We start from the raw sequence: 20,860 nt of genomic DNA, 5'->3' as shown, positions 1-20,860 counted from the left end.
TGCCGCCGGTCGGGCGGCCACTAAAAGGAATGTCAGAGTGAGCAGCGAAAACAAAACACCTTCTAACGCCGCCGCCGAACCGGCTAACCTGCCTGCCCCTGAATCCACTGCTGCTGAGCAGAAGCCGGCGGACAAACAGCCCGCAGACAAGCCAAAGGCCGCCAAACAAGCCGCCGCTACGCCGGCCCGGCGTGCTGGCTGGTGGTGGCTGTTACTGGTACTGATTCTGCTGGGCGTGCTGGCCGCTGCCGGCTGGTTTGCCCAGCGGCTGCATCAGCAGATGCTGACCGACATGGCCGTGCTGCGTGATCGTATTGCCAGCACACAGGATCAGGAGCGCCGCCAGCAACAGGACATCGCGCAACTGCAACAGCAACTGCAGACGCAGCAGCAAAGCTACCAACAGTTGCAGCAACAGCTGCAGCACAACAGCGACCGGCTGGCGCAGCTGCCCGGCGCTGAGCGGCAGGACTGGCTGCTGGCGGAAGCCGAGTATCTGCTGCGGCTGGCTAACCAGCGGCTGCAGCTGGAACGTGACTGGAACGGTGCTCTCAGCCTGTTACAGGCGGCCGATGCGGTGCTGGTGGAAACCCGTAATCCCGGCTTAACCCGCATTCGCGAAACCCTGGCGCAGGATATGCTGGCGCTGCGGCAGGCACCGGCGCTGGACGCCACGGGTGCCGTTCTGCGCTTACAGGCGTTGCAGCAACAGCTGCCGCAACTGCCCTGGTTGCCGGATCGCTTATTGCCGGACAGTGGCGCCGACCTGTTGGCGGGCGAAGCACAGCAACCACTGCCGGACAGCTGGTACGGCCAGCTGTGGCATAAGATAACAACCGCCTTAACCGGGCTGGTGCGTATCCGTGAGCGTGCCGATGCCGTGGCCACCCCGCTCACTCCCGACCAGCAATACTATCTGCAACAGAATATGAACCTGATGCTGGAACAGGCGCAGGCGGCGTTGTTGCGTGAACAGGCTGACCTGTACGGGCACAGCCTGCAACGGGTGCTGAACTGGTTGCAGCAGTACCTGCTGATCGAAGATGACCGCACCCGCGCCGTACAACAGTCGCTGCAGGAACTGCAGGACTGGCCGGTGGCACCCGAGCGGCCGGATATCAGCCGCTCGCTGCTGCAATTACAGCAATGGGTAGAGCAGCAGCGCCGCGGCATGGCCCCGGTGGAGGAGTCGGCATGAGAGCCTGGTTACTGCTGCTGGTACTGACGCTGGCTGGCGGTCTGGTGGCCGGCACCCTGATGGGTTTTGACAGCGGCTACGTGCTGATCAGCTGGGGCAACTACACGCTGGAAACCAGTCTGTGGCTGTATGCCGGTTTAACCCTGTTGCTGATGCTGCTGCTCTATACCTTGCTGCGCTCAGCACTGGTGCTGCTGGGCAGTGACTGGCGTTTTAACGAATGGCGCGCCCAGCGCCGTAACCAGCGGGCCCGCCGGCAAACCACCAAAGGTTTGCTGAGTCTGGCGCAGGGACAGTGGCGTCGTGCCGAGCGTTTACTGACCCTCAGCGCGGACGATTCTGATACCCCGTTAATCAATTATCTGGCCGCTGCCCGTGCCGCCTATGAGCAGGGTAAAAACGATGCCGCTGATGAGTGGCTGAAAGCTGCCCGTGACAGCACCAAAGGAGCTGATCTGGCGGTGGGACTGAATCAGGCCGAGCTGCTCAGTTCGCGCGGTCAGAAAGAACAGGCGCTGGCGGTATTGCTGAAACTGCGCCAGCAGCATCCCAGACATGCTTATCTGCTGAAACTGCTGGTGAAGCTGCATGTTGATCTGGAAGACTGGTCGGCCCTGCACGAACTGCTGCCGCTACTGCGTAAGTCGTCCCGTATTGCGGCCGATAAGCTCAGCGAGCTGGAGCAGAATATTCAGCTGCAGTTACTGGAACGCACCGGCCGCAACAGTGGCCAGGCGCCGGAACAACAAGCCCAGGAACTGAAGCGGCTGTACCGCGATATGCCGCGCTCAGCGCGCGAGTCGGTGCCGGTGGTGAAGCGTTATATTGAATTGCTGCATGCCCTGCCTGCTGATGGTCTGGCTGAACAGGAACTGCGCCGGGCGCTTAAATACGTCTGGCACGATGACCTGGTCATCCTGTACGGCAACCTGCACGGCGAAGATACCAGCCGCCAGCTGTTGTTTGCCGAGCAACAGCTGACCGAGCGTCCGAATGACCCGGTGCTGTTGCTGGTGCTGGGGAAACTGGCGTTACGCCTGAATGATCTGGAGAAAGCCGCTGACTACCTGCAAACCGGCCTGCGGCTGCGTAACCTGCCGGAGCTGCACACCGAAATGGCGCTGGTGCGGCTGGCGGAAGGTAATGAAAGCCAGGCCTGTGAGCACTTCCGGCTGGCGTTGCGCTGAGGGGCGTTAAGCGTTAGGCGTTGAGAGTTCAGCGTGCCCGGAGTTAAACACCAATGCACGCCCAACTTTGAACGCCCAACCTTGAACGATAACGCATTACTGCAACGTCAGTGGCGCTCCCACGGCGCGGCGTTCTGCCCGCCATTCATCCGGGGTTTGTACCGTGTCTTTACCGTCCAGCCGCAGCAGAATTTCAAAGAAATCTTCGCGCAGGTGGCTTTGCAGAATCTCTTCGCGGGTGCGGCTGCGCACCACGTACACGCTTTGTACATTCTGGTGATCCAGCGCGCGCCATTCCTGTTCGTCTTTCAGCAGGCTGTACTTATGCCCTTCCAGTGCTTTGATCAGACGGTTGGTATCCAGTGAACCGGCCCGTTCGGCGGCGTCTTTAAACTGGTACACAATGCTGTAGGCGGAAGCGGCGGAACTGGTCGGGTAGGTGGCGTTAAGGCGCACAAACTTTTCCACAAAGGCTTTGCCCTGTTCGTAACCGTAGCGGTAAGGCACCTGCCAGCTCCAGGGTGCGGCACCAATAACGCCTTCCAGAATGCCGGAGCCGGCCGTCTTGGCCATCGCCAGCGTCAGGTTGGGTACCACAATGGTCAGTTTGTCCTGCAGGCCCATGCTGTGGATGGTGCGCAGGGCCAGCGCCATATCGTCACCAAACTGAATCAGCATCAGCACGTCGGCACCGGCTTTTACCGCCAGCTCCAGCGCGTTGCGCATATCGTTTTCCCGCGGGCGCGGATAGGCCACCAGAGTGCCGGGGTGCTGGTTCACATCGGTGGTGCCGGTGTAATTACGCAGTGAGGTTTCGCTCGACCAGCCCCAGTTGTAATCGGCGGTCATATAGAAGAATTTCTTCCCCTGCAGACGCTCATTCAGGTATGCCCCCAGTGCTTTGGCGGCCATGTGGGCGTTGTAGGTTTCGCGGAACATATGGCGGTGGCCATCGGCCACGGTGGTTTCGTTGGCGTAGGTGAGAGTGCCGAAATAAAGCAGCTGGTGGCGGGCGGCTTCTTTGCCGGCTTCAACGGCCACCGCACTGGAGGAGCCGCCAAACAGCATAGCGGCGCCCTGTTTGGCCAGTGCCTTCACGTTTTCCACCGCTTTGGCCGGGTCAGAAGCCGTATTGGCGGTTAGCAGTTCCAGCGGCCGGCCCAGCACACCGCCGGCGGCGTTGATTTCTTCAATGGCCATTAATGCGCCTTGCGCCTGGGCAATGCCTTCTTCTTTGTAACGACCGGTGGCCGGGTAATTCAGCCCCAGTTTAATGCTTTCACCGGCAGGAGCAGCCTGCACGGCGCTCAGAAAAGGGAAGGTCAACAGCAGCAGTGTGGCGGCTGACCGGGCAACAGTGCGAACAACAGCAGCATGCATAACAACTCTCCTTGTGGGGGGTTGGCCATCATCCACAGGGAGGGGTTGGCTGGCTTTAGTCTATTAGTCGGATAGACCTGCCACGCCTTGATTCAGGTCAGGGTTGTGATGAAAGAAACAGGTCAGCCAGGGCAATGAGGCTGATAAACAGCAAAGCAGGGAGAAGAAAAGGTCGGGCCGGCGCGGGTAAGCGTTGCAGAAGGGGCGTCAGCATGCAGGTACCGTAAAGAATTCTGTGGTTGTGTGGCCGGAACCGCATAACTGCGATTCCAGCCGCTTAACCATAGCCCAGCGGCTGCCGGGTGGGCGAATAATTATTCCGGCTTATTGATATGCAGGGCCATTTGTGGGAGCGGAATTTCAATGCCTTCGGCATCGAAGCGCAGTTTGATGGTTTCCAGCAGTTCGAAGCGCACATCCCAGTAGTCGGCAGCGTTCACCCAGGGGCGCACAATAAAATTCACCGAGGAGTCGGCCAGTTCAGAAACGGCGATGCGGTAGGCTGGGTCTTTCAGCACTTTATCGTGGCTGCCGACGATGTCATCCAGCAGGTGTTTGGCTTTCAGCAGGTCGCTGCCGTAGCTGATGCTCACCACCAGGTCGATGCGGCGGGTACTTTCTTCGGAATAGTTGGTCATGGTGTTGCCGAAAATATTACCGTTCGGCACGGTCACCACTTTGTTGTCCGGGGTTTTCAGGCGGGTGCTGAAAATGCTGATTTTATCCACCGAGCCGGCGACGCCGCCGACTTCAACGTAGTCACCCAGCTTGAACGGACGGAACACAATCAGCATGACGCCGGCGGCAAAGTGGGCGAGGGAATCTTTCAGCGCCAGACCAACGGCCAGACCGGCGGCACCGACCAGAGCGACCAGTGAGGTGGTATCCAGCCCCAGCTGCGACAGGGCGAAGATAATGACCAGCACCAACAGCGCGGTATTCACCACGGCACCGGCGAAGTTGACCAGAATCGGATCGAGATGTGCACTGGTGAGGGCTTTGCCCACGCCGCGGGCGATCAGCCGCGCCACCATGCGACCCACAATAAAAATCAGCAGGGCCAGCAGCAGCTTGGTGCCCCAGGGCAGCAGGTAGGTTTCGATCAGCATCTGACTGTTCACGGTCAGTTCATTCAGGTTCATATCCATGGGTCACTCCTGTGGTTGGTTATTCACTGCGCGGGGCGTAGGAAAATACATCCGCGTGCATATTTTTTTGGGTTAAGCCCAGCGGGGCCAATTGGTCGAGGGTGCCATACACCATATTCGGTGAGCCGCAGGCGTACACCTGTGTATGGCTCAGGTTGGTGAAATCTTCATGAATCACCTGATAAATCCAGCCGGCGCGGCCATCCCAGCCATTGCTGTGCTGCTCGATAATAGGGTGGTAATGCACATTGGCAAATTGTTGCGCCCATTGCAGCGGTAATTGGCTTAAATAGAAGCCTCCGGGCTGGCGGTTTGACCAATACAGGTGAATTTCCTGCTGCGGATTAATGGCCAGGGCGCCTTCCACCAGACTTTTGATCTGCGAAAAGCCGCTGCCGGCAGCAATCATCAGCAGTGGCTGGCCACGGTGTTGTTGCAGAATCCGCGGGCTGATAAAGCAATCGCCCTGCGGCAGCGTTACCCGCACCACCACCGCCTGGCGCAGAAACGCCAGCACCTGGCTGGCGTTGTCACTGTGGTCGGCAATATGCAGTTCCAGCCGCCGGGGATCACCACCGGTGAGGCTGCCCGGCGCACAGGCGATGGAATAGGGCACCTGTTCTTCGCGGCCCTGAGCATCGGTAATGTGCAGCAGCAGGTACTGGCCAGGCCAAAACTCAATGGCCTTGCCGGCCGGCGCCAGCAGCTCAACCCGCCAGACGTTATCACCCAGCAATTCTACCGCCGTAATCTGGCAGGCCAGGGTGCGGGGTGGCAGGTGGTCGGCGGGGTAAACGTCTTCCATATAAATCTCAGTATCGGTTAGCGGGTGAGCAACGCAGCATAATACCTGATCATCCTGCTCAAGTATGGTCTGGCCCAGAGCGTTGCGGAAACGGAACGATCCGCTCAGGCGGTCAGCTTTGCACACTTCGCAGACGCCGTTGTCGCAGCCGATAAACAGCGTTACGCCCTGCTCTTCGGCCGCGTCGGCAATGCTCTGATCTTCGCGGCACTGAATCTGCACGCCGGCAGGCTGAAAGGTAACTGTATGCGTGCTCACAGGCCCAGCTCGTCCCACATGGCATCGACCCGTGCTTTCACTTCGGAGTCCATAACAATGGGGGTGCCCCACTCACGGCTGGTTTCACCCGGCCATTTGTTGGTGGCGTCCATCCCCATTTTCGAGCCTAAACCCGATACCGGCGAGGCGAAATCCAGGTAGTCGATGGGCGTGTTTTCAATCAATGTGGTGTCGCGGGCCGGGTCCATGCGCGTGGTGATGGCCCAGATCACGTCTTCCCAGCTGCGCGTGTTCACGTCGTCGTCCACCACAATCACAAACTTGGTGTACATAAACTGACGCAGGAACGACCACACCCCCATCATTACGCGCTTGGCATGGCCCGGGTACTGCTTCTTCATGCTCACCACCGCCATACGGTAGGAACAGCCTTCCGGCGGCAGATAGAAATCGACAATTTCCGGAAACTGCTTCTGCAGAATCGGCACAAAGACTTCATTCAGCGCCACGCCTAAAATGGCCGGCTCATCCGGCGGGCGACCGGTGTAGGTGCTGTGGTAAATCGGGTTTTTACGATGGGTGATGCGTTCCACGGTAAATACCGGGAAGTTATCCACCTCGTTGTAATAACCGGTGTGGTCACCGAACGGGCCTTCGGGGGCCATTTCGCCGGGGTGGATCACCCCTTCCAGCACAATTTCAGCACTGGCCGGTACCAGCAGGTCGTTGCCGATGCTTTTCACCAGCTCGGTTTTGCTGTCGCGCAGCAGGCCGGCAAAGGCGTATTCGCTGAGGGTATCCGGCACTGGCGTGACCGCGCCCAGAATGGTGGCCGGGTCGGCACCGAGCGCCACGGATACCGGAAACGGCTCACCCGGATGCGCCAGCTGCCATTCGCGGAAATCCAGCGCGCCGCCACGATGGCTGAGCCAGCGCATAATCAGTTTGTTTTTGCCGATCACCTGCTGGCGATAAATACCGAGGTTATGGCGGTCTTTGTGCGGGCCTTTGGTTATCACCAGCGGCCAGGTAATCAGCGGGCCGGCATCGCCAGGCCAGCAGTGCTGCACCGGGATTTGGCTTAAATCCACATCGTCGCCTTCCAGCACCACATCCTGACAGGGCGCCTTACGGACTTCCTTCGGCCCCATGGCCAGCACTTTTTTGAAAATCGGCAGCTTTTCCCAGGCGTCTTTCATGCCCTTGGGCGGCTCGGGTTCTTTCAGAAACGCCAGCAGCTTGCCCACATCGCGCAGCGCTTCCACCGATTCTTCGCCCATGCCCATGGCCACCCGCTCGGGTGTACCAAACAGGTTGGCCAGCACCGGCATGCGGTAGCCTTTGGGGTTTTCAAACAGCAAGGCAGGGCCGCCGGCGCGCAGCACGCGGTCGGCGATTTCGGTCATTTCCAGATGTGGGTCGACCGGGCGACGGATGCGTTTCAGCTCGCCGCGCTTTTCCAGCATGTCGATAAAGTCACGCAGGTCGGTGTATTTCACGGGTAGTTCCACGGGCCAACGATAGATGGGCGCTATGATAGCAGCCGGTGCCGGAAACTGCTGCAAAACCTGTACAAGTGACCTGCCTGCCCGGCTCCTTTATAATCGCGCGCCGTATGCGCAAAGCGCCCGCTATTAACCCCGGAACCGGAGCCGTTATGCAAGGCAAACACCTGTTAATCATCGCCGCCATCGCCGGCTTCAGCGCGGTGGCGCTGGGCGCCTTCGGTGCCCACGGCCTGAAAGGCAGCCTTAACCCGCAACAGCTGGGCTGGTGGACCACCGCCGTGCAATACCATCTGGTGCATGCCGTGGCCTTGCTGGGTGTGTCGGTATGGTTGCAGATCAGCCCCAACGACTCGTGCAGCCGCTGGCTGCGCCGCACCGGCCTGATGATGGTGCTGGGCCTGGTGCTATTCAGCGGCAGCCTGTACAGCATGGCCATTACCGATATGCGGGCGCTGGGTATCGTAACCCCCTTTGGCGGACTGAGCTGGCTGATGGGCTGGTTCGGCCTGGTGCTGGCCGCCAGCACTCTTAAACCCTCTGAGCAGGAATGATTGTGAGCGACGAACTCAAGCCCGGCAGCAGCCCGGCCGGTGAAACTCCGGAACAACCCAAATACATGCGCGCCATTAAAAGCTTTGTGATCCGCGCCGGCCGTTTAACCAAAGGTCAGCAGGGCGCACTCGATCACCAATGGCCGGTAATGGGCCTGGAACTGGCGCAGGGGCCAATTAACCCGGTGCAGGTGTTTGGCCGCGACAGCCATGTGGTGCTGGAAATCGGCTACGGCATGGGCCAGTCGCTGGTGGCCATGGCGGCTGCCGCGCCGGAAAAAGATTTTATTGGTGTGGAAGTGCACCTGCCCGGCGTGGGTTCGCTGCTGCATCTGGCTGAAGAAGCCGGTGTTACTAATTTGCGTACTTATAAAGAAGACGCCATTGAAGTGCTGAAGCTGTTGCCCGACAACAGCATCGATACCGTGCAGCTGTTTTTCCCCGACCCCTGGCACAAGAAAAAACACCACAAGCGCCGCATTGTGCAACCGGCCTTTGCCCAGACCATCCGCCGTGTTTTAAAACCGGGCGGTATTTTTCATCTGGCCACCGACTGGGAGCAGTACAAAGAACACATGCTGGAAGTGATGGACGTGGCCGAAGGCTATGAAAATATTGCCGGTATTGGTAATTGCGTACCGCGCCCCGAGCACCGCCCGCTGACCAAGTTTGAAAACCGGGGTGAGAGGCTGGGGCATGGGGTGTGGGATTTAATGTACCGCAAAACGGTAAGCTAACTGCGTTGCAGGCCTCGCCGAGCGATCATTGTATAGGCTTCTGGCTTCTGGTTTTAAAAGGAGAACATCATGCAAAAGAAAGACAAAGAAAAAGTATTCGGCGGTGAGTGGACCGAAGACATGCTGCGCGAATTTCTGCACGCCGACAGCTACGACGGCAGCGATGCCGACTACGTCGCCGCCATTCGCGCCTACCGCCACATGCTGCCGGACGTATTCGCCGACTACGTGGAACTGTTTAAAGCAGAAGGCCACAACCTGAACGCCAAAAACGCCGACGGCGTAACCCTGCTGCAAACCATTGCCAGCCACGCTAAAGGTGAACCTTACGCCGCTGCGCTGCGCGCTGCCGGAGCGGAGTAATCCGCTCTGATTTTGCGGTTTAAGCCCATCAGCTGTGATGGGTTTAAACCAGCATCGGATTCTGCAGTAAGGCAGAATTCTTAATATCAGTAAATTGCATATAGATATTCTTTTATATTCCTTTTTGTTCGGTCTGCCTTTTCCTAGAATCTTCTCCGTTCGCAGCATAAAAGCTGCTTTTTTATTCGTGCGTGGGGTGGGTTATGTCAGTTCAGAAGCACAGTGTGGTGATTGTTGGTGGTGGCACAGCAGGTATCAGTGTGGCGGCCAAATTGCGCCGCACGCAGCCAGAGCTGGATGTGGCCATTGTTGAGCCAGCGCAGTTTCATTATTACCAGCCGGCCTGGACGCTGGTGGGCGGCGGTACGTATAAAGCCGAAGCTACGCAGCGGCCGTTCAGTTCGGTGCTGCCAGCCGGGGTGACGCACATTGCGCAGGCGGTGGCCGAGGTACGCGCCGACGATAATCAGTTACTACTGGGTAATGGTGATGTCATCGGTTACGACCAGCTGGTGCTGGCGGCCGGTATTCAGATTAACTGGGCAGCCATTAAGGGCTTGCCGGAAACGCTGGGTAAAAATGGCGTGACCAGCAATTACCGCTACGATCTGGCGCCCTACACCTGGGAACTGGTCCAGCAATTTAAGGGCGGCACCGCTATTTTCACGCAGCCGGCCGGGGCGGTGAAATGCCCGGGTGCGCCGCAGAAGGCGCTGTATTTATCCGCCGATTACTGGCGTCAGCAGGGTGTTCAGGTGAACAGTCTGCAGTTCCGTACCGGCGCGCCGGCAGTATTCGGGGTGCCGTTTTATGCCAAGGCACTGAATCAGATTATGGCGTCTTATGAGGCCGATGCGCGCTTCACCCAAACGCTGGTGGAAGTGCGCGGCGAAGAAAAAATTGCCGTGTTTGAAATCAGCAAAGACGGCGAAAAAGTACGCGAGGAAGTGGCGTTCGATCTGCTGCACGTGGTGCCGCCGCAAAGCGCGCCGGACTTTATCCGCACCAGTGCGCTGGCCAACGCCGAGGGCTGGCTGGACGTGAATCAGCAGACGTTGCGCCACGCCCGTTACGCCAATGTGTTTGGTCTGGGCGACTGCACTTCCACGCCGAACAGCAAAACCGCCGCCGCGATTAAAAGCCAGGTGCCGGTGCTGGTGGCGAACCTGCTGAGCGCGCGTGCGCAGCAGGAGCTTGCCGCGCAGTACGACGGTTATGCTGCCTGCCCGCTGACTACGTCGCGCAACAAAGTGCTGCTGGCTGAGTTCACTTATGGCGGTGTGATTTCCACCACGCTGCCGCTGGACTCGCGTATTCCGCGCCGCTTTTATGGCTGGTTAAAGCGTTCGTTCCTGCCCTGGTTTTACTGGAATCTGCTGCTGAAAGGCCGCAACCTGCGTGAAACCCACCAGAAACGCGAGTTTGCCGAGCAGCTGCCAAAAGCCGTTAAGGCCTGAGTTTCAGCGCGGCCCGAAGCGACCAATATGCTGATATTGATGCAACGGGCCGGCGCTGGCTTGCTGGCGCATGGCGCGCAGGGTTTCGATGGTGGCGCGCAGCATCTGCAGCTGTCCATCGGTGTCTTGCGGGCTGGTGTTCAGGGTCCGTGGTTCATCCGGTCGCTGCATGGTGTCCGGTACGCTGGCCCAGTATTGCTGCGGTAAATCCGGCCCGCGGTGGTCGGCCAGATTAAAACCATTCATGCTCTCGGCTACCCATTGCTGCAGGTTCAGGCTGCTGATACGGGAGCCGATCATCTGCCCGACTTCCGCATTAGCCGCAATGCTCAGCACCGGCGTACGGTTGATGGGCCAGAGGTTCGTCTGCAGCTTATCCGACCCGGCGTCGGGCTGGTTTTCCACCTTTAAATGCACTTCCTGCAGTAGCAGCACGTTGCCGTTTTCGCTCAGCGCTACGCCGCTGTTGCGGATGCTGCCCTGTACCTCGCCAGCGCTGTCCAGCAGGCTGTAGTTGGCGCTGGCACTGCCCAGATACAGTGCGCCCAGTCCGGCGTCGGCGGCGGACATCAGCATGGGTTCGCCCTTTTCAAACATCAGCAGGCTCAGCTGCGGAAACAGGCTGTCGTTGCTGTCGATCCAGCCATTGCCATCTTCATCGTAGGCCGCCAGTTCGGCAAAGCCCTGCCCGGTTTGCGGGCCGAACAGTTCGCTGCCGTCGTCAATTTTGCCGTTGCCGTTGCGGTCGAAGGCCAGGTAGCCGGTGCCGCGCGCGGTCTGGGCAATGGCTTCGGTGTCGCCATCGCTGTTCAGATCAAAATCAAAGGTCTGGTCGCTGAGGGCGATGGGCTCGCCGTCCAGGTTGATCATTAACGGGTCCACCAGTTTCACGTTGCCGCGAAACAGCGCCGATTGTTCTTCTTTCTGATAGCGGCTGAGATCCAGTGCCAGCATAAAGTCGATACGCCGGCCATCGCTGGTTTCCACCTGCCCGAGGGCTTCAAAACTCAGTTGCTGGGCGCTTTCCACTTCGGTGATCTGGCGGATTTCCACGCGCACGCCATTACGGTCTTCCTGTACCTGGGAATGCAGTTTGCTGATATCCACTTTCAGATTGGTGACCGATTCAGTCAGTTGCTGGGCCAGAAACTGCTGGCTGTGGTAGCGGGTTTGCTCATCGCCAAGGCTCACCTGGCTGCTGCTCTGCAGGGCCTGTTGTTCGCGGGTTTCGCGGCTCAGCTGCAGCTCGGCGCCCCGGGTGTTATTGCCGTTGGTGGTTTCCGTCACGCTGGCGGAACGCACCCGGCTGGCCAGCGTGGCCTGTTGCTGCAGACTGCTGAGTTGCACGGCAGAGCGTTGGATATGCATTACTGACCACTCATTTAACGAACAGATGTTTTCTGTATCGGCATAAGCGTCTGTTGCTTGAGGCCGCTCCGCTCTGCGGCAAAAAGACACAGCTGGCAGTCAGGCCGTGCGCACCGGTAGCGCTGCCGGTACACTGCGGTTCGCTTTTCCTCTGTGTTGCCGGATGTTGTGTTTATGTCAGAGTCAGCCACGGGTACTGAACCCAGCGCCAAAACCCTATTACGCCGTGCTGCCGGGGCGGCGCGGTTGGAGAATGCTCTGTCGACCCTGCTCGGGTTGGTGCAGGTGGCGGCCACCATTTTGCTGGCGCTGTGGGTGGCGCGGACGCTGGATAACGCCATTTATCAGCCGCAGCCATTGTTGCCGGATATTGCCGGCTGGTTGCAGCTGGCGGGTATTCTGCTGCTGCGCACGCTGGCGGTGTACGCGCAGACGCTCACCGGCAACCGCGCCAGTCTGGCCATCCGGAATGCCCTGCGTGAGCAGGCGCTGCAGCAGTGTTTTGCCCTCAATATCCGGTTGTTCCCGGCCTTTAAGCTGGCTGAAATCAGCAATCTGCTGACCCGCGAAATTGATAACCAGCGCGGCTATTTTGCCGACTACATTCCGCAGCAGCGGCTGGCGCTGTTGATGCCGCTGGCCATTTTGCTGGCGGCGCTGACGGTGAACTGGATGGTGGCGCTGATTCTGCTGCTCACCGCGCCCATGGTAGTGGTGTTTATGATGCTGGTGGGCTGGAAAGCCGCCGACGCCAGCCGCGCCAATCTGCAGGCGCTGAACCGGCTGGGTGATTTGCTCGCCGACCGTCTGAAAAACCTGCAGGCGCTGCAGCTGGCCGGCACCACGGGCCCGGAGGCGGATGCTCTGTATGAACAGTCGGAGCAGTACCGGAAATCCACCATGCAGGTGTTGCGGCTGGCGTTTTTGTCCGGCACGGTGCTGGAGTTTTTCAGTGCCATCAGTGTGGCGCTGGTGGCGGTGTATCTGGGGCTGCATTTCCTCGGTATGTACGAAGCCGGCAGCTGGGCGCCGCTGGGGTTATTCGACGGTGTGTTTCTGCTGATGCTGGCGCCGGAGTTTTATGCGCCGCTGCGTAAAATGGGGGCGCTGTATCACGAGCGCTCCAACGCCATGAGCATGGCCGAGCAATTGTTGCGTCTGCAGGCGCTGGCGCAGTTGTCTGCCAGCCCGCAGGAGGAAGAGGCCAGTATTCCAGCGCTGCAGCAGTTGCAGGCGGTAGAACTGGTCAGTGGCAGCGCCGCCAGTCCGGTACACGAGCCGGTCAGCTTTACCCTGCGGCCGGGGCAGAAACTGCTGCTCAATGGCCCGTCCGGTTCCGGTAAAACCACCTTGCTGGATACGCTGGCTGGCCTGCGTGAACCGGCCGCCGGCGAGGTGCGGATTAACGGTACGGCGCAGTCGGTATGGCAGCAGCCCGGCTGGTACCGGCAGGTGGGTTATTTATCGCAACAACCCGAACTGCTGTTTGCCAGTATCCGCGACAACCTCACCCTGGGTGGCCAGTTCAGCGAGGCTGAACTCTGGGAGGCGCTGCAGCACGCCCGCGCCGATGCGGTGGTGCAGGCGTTGCCGGGGCAACTCGATTATGTAGTCAGCGACAGCGGCGGTTATTTGTCCGGTGGCCAGGCGCAGCGGATCGCACTGGCGCGGGTGTTTCTGCACCGGCCGGCGTTGCTGTTGCTGGATGAACCCACCGCCAATCTGGATGCCGACACTGCCTCTGAGTTTCTGCAGCGCCTTCAAGCATGGTGCGAGGGCGGCGGCATGCTGGTGATGGCCAGTCACCGGCTGGCCGAGCATGGGTTCTTTGATGCTGAAATCACGCTGAACGGAGGTGCGGTATGACCCATCATTCTCTGCACCGTCACTACTGGCGTCTGTTATGGCAACACAAAGGCATGGCCTTGCTGGGGATTTTGCTGGCGGTTATTACCGCTTTTGCCGGCATTGCCCTGCTGGCGGTATCGGGCTGGTTTATTTCGGCGGCGGCGCTGGCCGGGTTAACGGCGGCGACGGCCGCGGTGTTTAATTTCTTTGCCCCCGGCGCGATGGTGCGCGGCCTCTCCATCGCCCGCACCGCCGGGCGTTACGGCGAACGCCTCACCAGCCATGAAGCCACTTTCCGGCTGATATCGCAGCTGCGCGCGCTGGTGTTCCGCCAGCTGGCGGCACGGCCCTGGTACGAACAGCAGCTCAATCGCCACGCTACCTCCAGCCGCCTGCTGCAGGATATTCAGCACATTGAGTCCATTTATCTGTCGGCGCTGCTACCCGCCACTGTGGTGCTGGCGGTGAGTGCGGGCTATGCGCTGGTGCTGGCTCTGGTACTGCCGCCGGCACTCTGGGTCGCCTTGCCGGTACTGCTGCTGACGGTGGGACTGATGCCCTGGCTGTACAGCCGCCAGGTATTGGCACCGCAGGACAACCTGCACCGGCTGCGCACGCAGCAATGGCAGAGCGCGGCCTCACTTCTCAGCAATGGCCGCACCCTTACGTTGCATCAGCGGCTGGCGGCGGCCGGTGATCAGCTGCGCAGCGAAGCCGCTGAAGCGGACCAGCAAGAAGTGCAGGCGGTGAACCGGCAACAAGCCATGTTGCTGCTGACGCAGATCCTGTTGGTGGGGCTGACGGTGGCGGTGCTGGCGCTGGGTTTCAGCGCCTTTGGCGCGGGTGAGCTGGCCGGTGCCAATCTGTTTATGGTGCTGTTGCTGACGCTGGGTACCGGCGAAGTGCTGGTTACGGCCAGCCCGGTGCTGGCGGCGTTACGGCTGGGGCTGGCGGCGCTGCAGCGGCTGGACGACCGCCCGGACAGCGAATGGCCGGAGCCCCGCGTGCGGGTGGCGGCACCGGTGGTGGCGGTGCAGTTACAGCAGGTGGATTATCGCTACCCGGCGCAACCACAGCCGGTGCTGCAGCAGTTCAGCCATACCTTTGCCGGCCCCGGCTGGCACTGGATTACTGGGCCCAGCGGCGCGGGTAAAAGCACCTTAATGGCGCTGTTATCCGGCCAGTTGCAGGCCGGCAGTGGCGCGGTGCGCATTGAAGCGCCGCGGGCACAGGCCCCGCTGCTGATGCCACAGCGCATTGATATTTTGCGCGCCAGCCTGCGCGATAACCTGTGTCTGCATCATGTCTGCAGCGAGGCGGATATTCAGCAGGCGCTGCAACTGGTGGAGCTGGATAGCTGGGCGCACAGCCTGCCGGCCGGGCTGGATACCTGGCTGGGCGATGGTGAATGGCAGCCGTCCGGTGGTGAAGCCAAGCGCATCGGGCTGGCGCGGCTGATATTGCAGAACCCGGCCATTGTGCTGCTGGACGAGCCGGCCGCGGGCATGGACGCCGCCCGGGCGCAGCGGATTTTCAGCCGTCTGGCCGAGCATTGGGCCGACAAGCTGGTGATTGCCAATACCCACGATGAAGGGTTAATGCAGCCGGGGCAGCAGCACTTACGCCTGGGGTAACGGCGGCACGGTCTGCCAACGCATTTATGCGTTAGGCATGGCCGCGTCAGGCAGTTCGATACGGGTCACCAGTAGCTGGTCGATTTTGTAGCTGTCGATATCCACCACTTCAAACTTGTAGCCGCCGTACAGCACAAAGTCGGTGCGCTTGGGGATTTTGCGCAGCATAAACATCATAAAACCGGCGATGGTTTCGTAGTTTTCCGCCTGTGGGAAATGGTCGATTTCAAAGGTCCGCATGACATCGGCCAGCGGCGTGGAGCCATCGACCAGCCAGGAATTCTGGTCACGGGCGACAATCTGTTCTTCCTCGTTGAACACCAGCTCGCCCATCACAATGCTCATCACATCTTTCAGGGTAATAATGCCGACGATCAGGGCGTATTCATTCATTACCACGGCAAAGTCCGAACCGGCGGATTTAAAGTGTTCCAGCACTTCGTACAGACTGAGGGTATCGGGAATAATCGGCGGTGCTTTTAACACCCCTTCGGTGGTCAGCGACATGGGCTGGTTGTGCAGAATCTGCAGCAGTAAATCGCGGCTGTCGACGTAGCCGACAATGTTATCCAGCACGCCGTTGCAGACCAGAAATTTGGTGTGCGGATGCTGCGCCAGTTTTTCTTTAATGCTGTCGATGGGTTCGTCCTGCATAAAGAAAATCAGGCTTTCGCGGGTGGTCATGGCCGAGGTCACGGTGCGTGATTCCATTTCGAACACATTTTCCAGCAGCTGGTGTTCGTGCTCCTGCAGCACCCCGGCTTCGGCACCGGCTTCCATCATGGCCATAATATCGCCCGAGGTAATATCGTTTTCCCGCATGGTTGGCAGGCGGAATAAACGGAACACCAGATTCGCCAGGCCATTAAAAAACCACACCAGCGGCTTCAGCAGCACAATGAGCAACAGCATGGGCTGCACAATGCGCAGAGCGATGCTTTCCGGCGCAATCATGGCCAGCCGTTTGGGGATCAGGTCAGCAAACAGAATAAAAATACCGGTCACAAAAAATACCGAGCAGCCAAAGGCTAATGGCGTCAGCCACGGATCGCTGATAAATACACCCAGCAGGGCAGCGATGTAGGGTGTAAAAAAGGACTCACCGACAATACCGCCCAGAATCGCCACGGCGTTCAGGCCGATTTGTACCACGGTAAAAAAGTTGCCCGGGTGCTCCTGCAACAACAAGACTTTTTCGGCCTTGTGGTTGCCCTCACTGCCCAGCCGCTGCAGGCGGGTTTTGCGCGAGGCCGCCAGGGCAATTTCGGAAATAGAAAAAAATGAACTGCTGACCACCAGGGCCAGCATAAATAATGCGGTTTCTAACGAGGTCATGAATTCACCACTATGGTGCAGAGAGTGATAGTCGGTCCGGAGTGCCGACAGTATAGCGCAGTCATCATGACAATCGTTTGTTCATCCGTTCACCCGGATAATGTCCGGGGTGTGCTCTCCGAACAGAATCGTCAGCATCGACTGCTGGGCTGCCCGGCCACGCCGGGTAAGCCATGCTTTACCACCGGGCAGGAGGCGGATCAGCGTCTGCACTGCCGCATTCCCCGGAGCAAAGACGAGCGGATACCGGCACGCCCAGAAAGCGTTGCCTGAGCAGAAACCTTTGCCGGTTTTCTGGTGCAACAAGTACAGGAACGACGTCAGCGCGGAGAGGCATTACAGGCGATGGATCAGTCTATGGCGCTGGTGCTGGTGGCCGGAATTAACGAGCTGATTCTGTATCGCTTAATGGATGATGCGCCGTTGGCCGAACTGGCACCGGTGGCCAGTGCCATTATGCTGCGCGCGACGGTGAGCCAGGGAGCCTCTGAATAACCCGGTGCCCGCTCCGGATTGCAGGAACGCTCTGAACCACTACACGCAGAGCGGTTCAGAGACTCCTGGATTATTCAGCTTCCAGCTGCTCAGATAATTCCATCCACTGCATTTCCACCGCTTCCAGCTCGGCTTTTAACTGCCCTTGCTGTTGCAGCAGTTTGTTCAGCTCGTCTTTGCGGGCGGCGTCATACAGGCCGTTGTCGCCCAGCTGTTCTTCCATGTTGCTGAGCTGAGCCTGCAGTTTTTCCATGCGCTGCTCGGCGGCCTGCTGTTGCTTGCGGATGGGGGCAAGACGCTGGCGTTTTTCGGCTTCCAGGCGTTTCTGTTCTTTGCGATCGACCGGGGCGGCGGCCGTTGCACTGTTATTGCTGGCAGGTGCTGGGCTGCCGGCTGTTGTGCTGCTGCCCGGCTGCGCGGAGGCCTCGCGCTGGTTCATATACTGATGGTAGTCATCCAGATCACCATCGAATTCCTGCACCCGCCCGTGATCGACCAGCCAGTATTCATCCACGGTGGCTTTTAATAAATGCCGGTCGTGGCTGACCACCAGAATGGCACCGGGAAAGTTCTGCAGCGCCAGCGTTAAGGCTTCGCGCATTTCGATGTCCAGATGGTTGGTGGGTTCGTCCAGAATCAGCAGGTTGGGTTTCATCCAGGCCACACAGGCCAGCGCCAGCCGGGCTTTTTCACCACCGGAAAAAGGTTCGATAATTTCCAGTGCTTTATCACCATGAAAACCAAAACCGCCGAGGAAGTTGCGGATTTCCTGATCGCTGGCTTTGGGCTTCAGGCGCTGCAGAATCAGTGCGCCGGAGGCTTTTACATCCAGCGATTCCAGCTGATGCTGGGCGTAGTAACCAACGCGCAGGTGTTCGCCTTGCGAGCGTTCACCGCTGAGCATGGGCACATCACCGCACAGGGTTTTTAACAGCGTGGATTTACCCGCACCGTTAGGGCCAAGCAAGCCGACGCGATGGCCCGGCACAATACTCAGTTTAACGTTGGGCAGAATCACCTTGCCGGCATAACCGAGGTCGGCATGGTCGATAGCCAGCAACGGTGCCGACATTTTTTCGTAGCAGGGAAATTCAAACTGAAAGGGTGAATCCACATGCGCCGGGGCGATCAGCTCCATGCGCTGCAATTCTTTCAAACGGCTTTGCGCTTGTTTGGCTTTGCTGGCTTTGGCGCGGAAACGGGCGACGAATTTTTCAATCTCGGCCACCCGTTCCTGTTGTTTCTCGTACACGCTTTGCTGCTGCGCCAGTTTTTCTGCGCGGATGCGTTCGTAGGCGCTGTAGTTGCCCGGATAAAGCGTCAGCGTTTGTTGGTGCAGATGCACAATGTTATTGGCGACGCCGTCGATAAAATCGCGGTCGTGGGAAATAAACAGCAGCGTGCCGGGGTAATTTTTCAGGTACTGCTCGAGCCACATCGTTGCTTCTAAATCGAGGTGGTTGGTCGGTTCGTCGAGCAGCAATAAATCCGACGGCATCATCAGTGCCTGGGCCAGGTTCAGACGAATACGCCAGCCACCGGAAAAGCTTTTTACCGGGCGGGTTAATTCTTCCTGGCTGAAGCCCAAACCGTGCAGCAGTTGTTCGGCTTTTACCGGTACGCCATAGCCCTGATGCTGATCCATCTGGTCGAGCCAGTGGGCCAGATCGTTGTCGTTGGCTGCCGTCGCGATGTGTTGTTCGATCGTGCGGAAAATGGCATCCCCGTCCATGGCGTAATCCAGCGCGCTGCGCTCGCTGGCTTCCACTTCCTGCCGCATATGGGCAATGCGCCATTTGGGCGGAATATACAGGTCGCCGCCATCGACGTGCAGTTCGCCGTTCAGCAACGCAAACAGGCTGGATTTACCCGCGCCGTTGGGGCCGATCAGGGCCATTTTTTGGCCGTCGTGAATGCGCAGGCTGGCATCTTTGAGCAGAGTTTGCGTTCCGCGTTGCAGGGAAACCTGATTAAATTCGATCATATTGGCAGCTAAACAGAAGGTAACGGCAATGGCGGCGCAGTGTGCCACAGATTCCCCGCATAACCCACTGTGGGACTTTGCTCTGGCCCTGTATGACAGGCTCGGAGTAAAGGACGTTTTATTGCGCCTGCAGGATGAGGCGGATATGGATGTGCTGATTCTGCTGGCCGACCGCTGGCTGGCACAACAACAACTCAACTGGCCGGCAGCGGAGTCGTTGGAGGATTACCGGCGCTGGCGCGATGCCATGATTGTGCCGCTGCGCGCGCTGCGTCGTCGCTGTGGACAGCAACAGCAGCCGTTGTACGGGCAGTTATTGCAGGCGGAACTGAGTGCCGAGCGGCAGGGGCTGAACCTGTTGTATACCGTGCTGCAATCCGCTGCTGTGCAAAACCGCGCGCAGGTAATAACGGACAACAGGCTGCTGGATTTTGCGCCGGCTTTTTATGCCGCAGCAGATCTCGCAGGTAATAAAAAAGAGGCCGTGAGGCCTCTTTTTCAACACTGGCTGACATTGGCCAGCCAGTAATGCTTTTCCACTTATCGATCAGTTGTCGCCGAACAGGCTGGACGGCTGGTCGTTCAGGGTTTCGCTGCTGTCCGGGGCACTGTCCGGTACGCTGATTTCCGGTTCCGGTTGTGCCACCGGTGCCGGCATTTCGGCCGGGGTAGCAGCCGGCTGTTCGTTCACAACCACCGGCGCAATTACAGCTCCGGTAGCGGCTGTGGTTGCTGTGTCAGTGGCAGATTTTTTTTCCGCAGCGTCCTGCGCTGTGGTTTCGGTGACCGCTGGGGTGCTGACGGCGGGTTTGGGTGTCGGCGCTTTTTTCGCCGCCACTTTGGTTACCGCTGCTGTGCGGGTAGCCGGCTTTTTCGCCGCCGCTTTTTTGGCCGGTGCTTTTTTTACGGTTTCTTTTTCCGCAACTGGTTTGGCAGCCGCTTTGGTTGCGGTTGTCTTAGCTGCAGGTTTGGCAGCTGCTTTGGCGGCGGGTTTTACCGGTGCTGCTTTTTTTGCGGCGGGCTTGCTGGCGGCTGGTTTGCTCAGGGTGATTTTGGGCGCGGTAATTTTTACGCTGCCGGCACTGAGACGAGCCTGGGTTTTTTCAAAATCGGATACCACTTTTTCCAGTGCGGCGCGGGATTTTGTTTCCAGGGTCAGGTTGGCCAACACGGCTTTGGCGGCTACGGCCGTTTCTTTGGCGGCTTGCTGTTCTTCTTTGACTGCGTCTACACGGACGCGGGCCGCTTCCAGCTGACGTACGGCAGCAGCGGTTTTATTGGCTTTTACTTTTTCGTTGGCGGCTTTGCGTGATTCATTGGCCTTGGCCAGTTTGGCGGTCGCTTTGGCCTGAGCGGCAACGGCTTTATTAACGGCTTTTTCTGCGTCGGTCAGTTCTTTATTACGTGCAGTGGCCAGTTTGCTCTGCAACGCGGCCAGTTCTTTTTCCAGTTGTTGTACCGGGGTCAGTTTGGCGACACGGCTGACGGCAGTTTTACGGGCAACGGGTTTGGCAGCCACTTTTTTAACGGCAGCACGGGCCGGCGTTTTTTTGGCGGCGGCTTTTACGGCCGGAGCTTTGGCAGTGGTTCTGGATTTTGCTGCCGGTTTTTTTGCAGTTGCAGGTTTGCGCGTAGCCATAAGA

Annotated in this window: 18 protein-coding genes; 10 read left to right on the top strand and 8 right to left on the bottom strand. The window is 59.0% G+C overall.

The annotated features are described in order from the left end of the window. The first annotated feature begins 37 nt into the window (after positions 1-37). Positions 38-1,198, top strand: a complete 1,161-nt coding sequence (locus tag GJQ55_RS13115; protein ID WP_228345419.1) for a uroporphyrinogen-III C-methyltransferase — start codon at positions 38-40, stop codon at positions 1,196-1,198. Continuing rightward, entirely contained in the window at positions 1,195-2,385 is a 1,191-nt protein-coding gene (locus GJQ55_RS13110; protein WP_228345418.1) for a heme biosynthesis HemY N-terminal domain-containing protein, read from the top strand. Before GJQ55_RS13115 ends, GJQ55_RS13110 begins: the two co-directional genes overlap by 4 nt. A gap of 96 nt (positions 2,386-2,481) precedes the next feature. Here the strand turns inward: GJQ55_RS13110 and GJQ55_RS13105 are convergent, their stop codons facing one another. The 4 genes from GJQ55_RS13105 to ubiD form a co-directional block, all read right to left on the bottom strand. Next, a complete protein-coding gene (locus tag GJQ55_RS13105; protein ID WP_228345417.1) occupies positions 2,482-3,765 on the bottom strand; it encodes an ABC transporter substrate-binding protein in 1,284 nt (427 codons plus the stop codon). A 314-nt stretch (positions 3,766-4,079) separates the two neighbouring features. After that, positions 4,080-4,913 carry a mechanosensitive ion channel family protein gene (locus GJQ55_RS13100; protein ID WP_228345416.1) on the bottom strand — a complete coding sequence of 278 codons (834 nt, stop codon included), beginning with the start codon at positions 4,911-4,913 and terminating at the stop codon, positions 4,080-4,082. Between the two features lie 19 nt (positions 4,914-4,932). Next, positions 4,933-5,976 (bottom strand): 2Fe-2S iron-sulfur cluster-binding protein, encoded by a 1,044-nt coding sequence (locus GJQ55_RS13095; RefSeq protein WP_228345415.1) that lies wholly within the window; start codon positions 5,974-5,976, stop codon positions 4,933-4,935. Next, the gene (gene ubiD, locus GJQ55_RS13090) at positions 5,973-7,436 is read right to left on the bottom strand and encodes a 4-hydroxy-3-polyprenylbenzoate decarboxylase (RefSeq protein ID WP_228345414.1); all 1,464 of its coding nucleotides are present in this window, start codon (positions 7,434-7,436) and stop codon (positions 5,973-5,975) included. The genes GJQ55_RS13095 and ubiD overlap by 4 nt, the downstream gene beginning before the upstream one ends. Before the next feature lie 158 nt (positions 7,437-7,594). On the opposite strand from ubiD, the gene GJQ55_RS13085 reads away from it, so the two are divergent. The 4 genes from GJQ55_RS13085 (at position 7,595) to GJQ55_RS13070 (ending at position 10,553) form a co-directional block, all read left to right on the top strand. Beyond that, positions 7,595-7,996 (top strand): DUF423 domain-containing protein, encoded by a 402-nt coding sequence (locus tag GJQ55_RS13085; RefSeq protein WP_228345413.1) that lies wholly within the window; start codon positions 7,595-7,597, stop codon positions 7,994-7,996. A gap of 65 nt (positions 7,997-8,061) precedes the next feature. Then, complete coding sequence (trmB, locus tag GJQ55_RS13080) at positions 8,062-8,733, top strand: tRNA (guanosine(46)-N7)-methyltransferase TrmB (protein WP_228346796.1); 672 nt, start codon at positions 8,062-8,064, stop codon at positions 8,731-8,733. A 69-nt stretch (positions 8,734-8,802) separates the two neighbouring features. Next, positions 8,803-9,096 carry a PA4642 family protein gene (locus GJQ55_RS13075; RefSeq protein ID WP_228345412.1) on the top strand — a complete coding sequence of 98 codons (294 nt, stop codon included), beginning with the start codon at positions 8,803-8,805 and terminating at the stop codon, positions 9,094-9,096. Between the two features lie 203 nt (positions 9,097-9,299). Continuing rightward, entirely contained in the window at positions 9,300-10,553 is a 1,254-nt protein-coding gene (locus tag GJQ55_RS13070; protein WP_228345411.1) for an NAD(P)/FAD-dependent oxidoreductase, read from the top strand. Positions 10,554-10,556: 3 nt separating this feature from the next. Here the strand turns inward: GJQ55_RS13070 and GJQ55_RS13065 are convergent, their stop codons facing one another. Then, positions 10,557-11,921: an FG-GAP repeat domain-containing protein gene (locus GJQ55_RS13065; protein WP_228345410.1), complete on the bottom strand. Its 1,365-nt coding sequence runs from the start codon at positions 11,919-11,921 to the stop codon at positions 10,557-10,559. 174 nt (positions 11,922-12,095) lie between these two features. Between GJQ55_RS13065 and cydD the strand changes: the two genes are divergently transcribed. Next, positions 12,096-13,787, top strand: coding sequence for a thiol reductant ABC exporter subunit CydD (gene cydD / locus GJQ55_RS13060; protein WP_228345409.1), 1,692 nt, complete (start codon positions 12,096-12,098; stop codon positions 13,785-13,787). Further along, entirely contained in the window at positions 13,784-15,403 is a 1,620-nt protein-coding gene (locus GJQ55_RS13055; protein WP_228345408.1) for an amino acid ABC transporter ATP-binding/permease protein, read from the top strand. Before cydD ends, GJQ55_RS13055 begins: the two co-directional genes overlap by 4 nt. Positions 15,404-15,427: 24 nt before the next feature. Here the strand turns inward: GJQ55_RS13055 and paeA are convergent, their stop codons facing one another. After that, the gene (paeA, locus tag GJQ55_RS13050; RefSeq protein WP_228345406.1) at positions 15,428-16,738 is read right to left on the bottom strand and encodes a polyamine export protein PaeA; all 1,311 of its coding nucleotides are present in this window, start codon (positions 16,736-16,738) and stop codon (positions 15,428-15,430) included. A 297-nt stretch (positions 16,739-17,035) separates the two neighbouring features. On the opposite strand from paeA, the gene GJQ55_RS13045 reads away from it, so the two are divergent. Then, a complete protein-coding gene (locus tag GJQ55_RS13045) occupies positions 17,036-17,233 on the top strand; it encodes a hypothetical protein (protein WP_228345405.1) in 198 nt (65 codons plus the stop codon). Positions 17,234-17,303: 70 nt separating this feature from the next. Here GJQ55_RS13045 and GJQ55_RS13040 read toward each other — a convergent pair whose 3' ends face one another. Next, on the bottom strand, positions 17,304-19,217 hold the full coding sequence (locus tag GJQ55_RS13040; RefSeq protein WP_228346795.1) for an ATP-binding cassette domain-containing protein: 1,914 nt from the start codon (positions 19,215-19,217) through the stop codon (positions 17,304-17,306). Between the two features lie 28 nt (positions 19,218-19,245). On the opposite strand from GJQ55_RS13040, the gene GJQ55_RS13035 reads away from it, so the two are divergent. Further along, complete coding sequence (locus GJQ55_RS13035; RefSeq protein WP_228345404.1) at positions 19,246-19,746, top strand: TIGR02444 family protein; 501 nt, start codon at positions 19,246-19,248, stop codon at positions 19,744-19,746. 18 nt (positions 19,747-19,764) lie between these two features. Here the strand turns inward: GJQ55_RS13035 and GJQ55_RS13030 are convergent, their stop codons facing one another. After that, complete coding sequence (locus GJQ55_RS13030; protein ID WP_228345403.1) at positions 19,765-20,856, bottom strand: hypothetical protein; 1,092 nt, start codon at positions 20,854-20,856, stop codon at positions 19,765-19,767. Positions 20,857-20,860 lie beyond the last annotated feature (4 nt).

The organism is Venatoribacter cucullus (assembly GCF_016132445.1).
Lineage (GTDB): Bacteria > Pseudomonadota > Gammaproteobacteria > Pseudomonadales > Oceanobacteraceae > Venatoribacter > Venatoribacter cucullus.
Note: the sequence above shows the minus strand (reverse complement) of the source record. Positions and strands in the feature narration are given on the sequence as shown.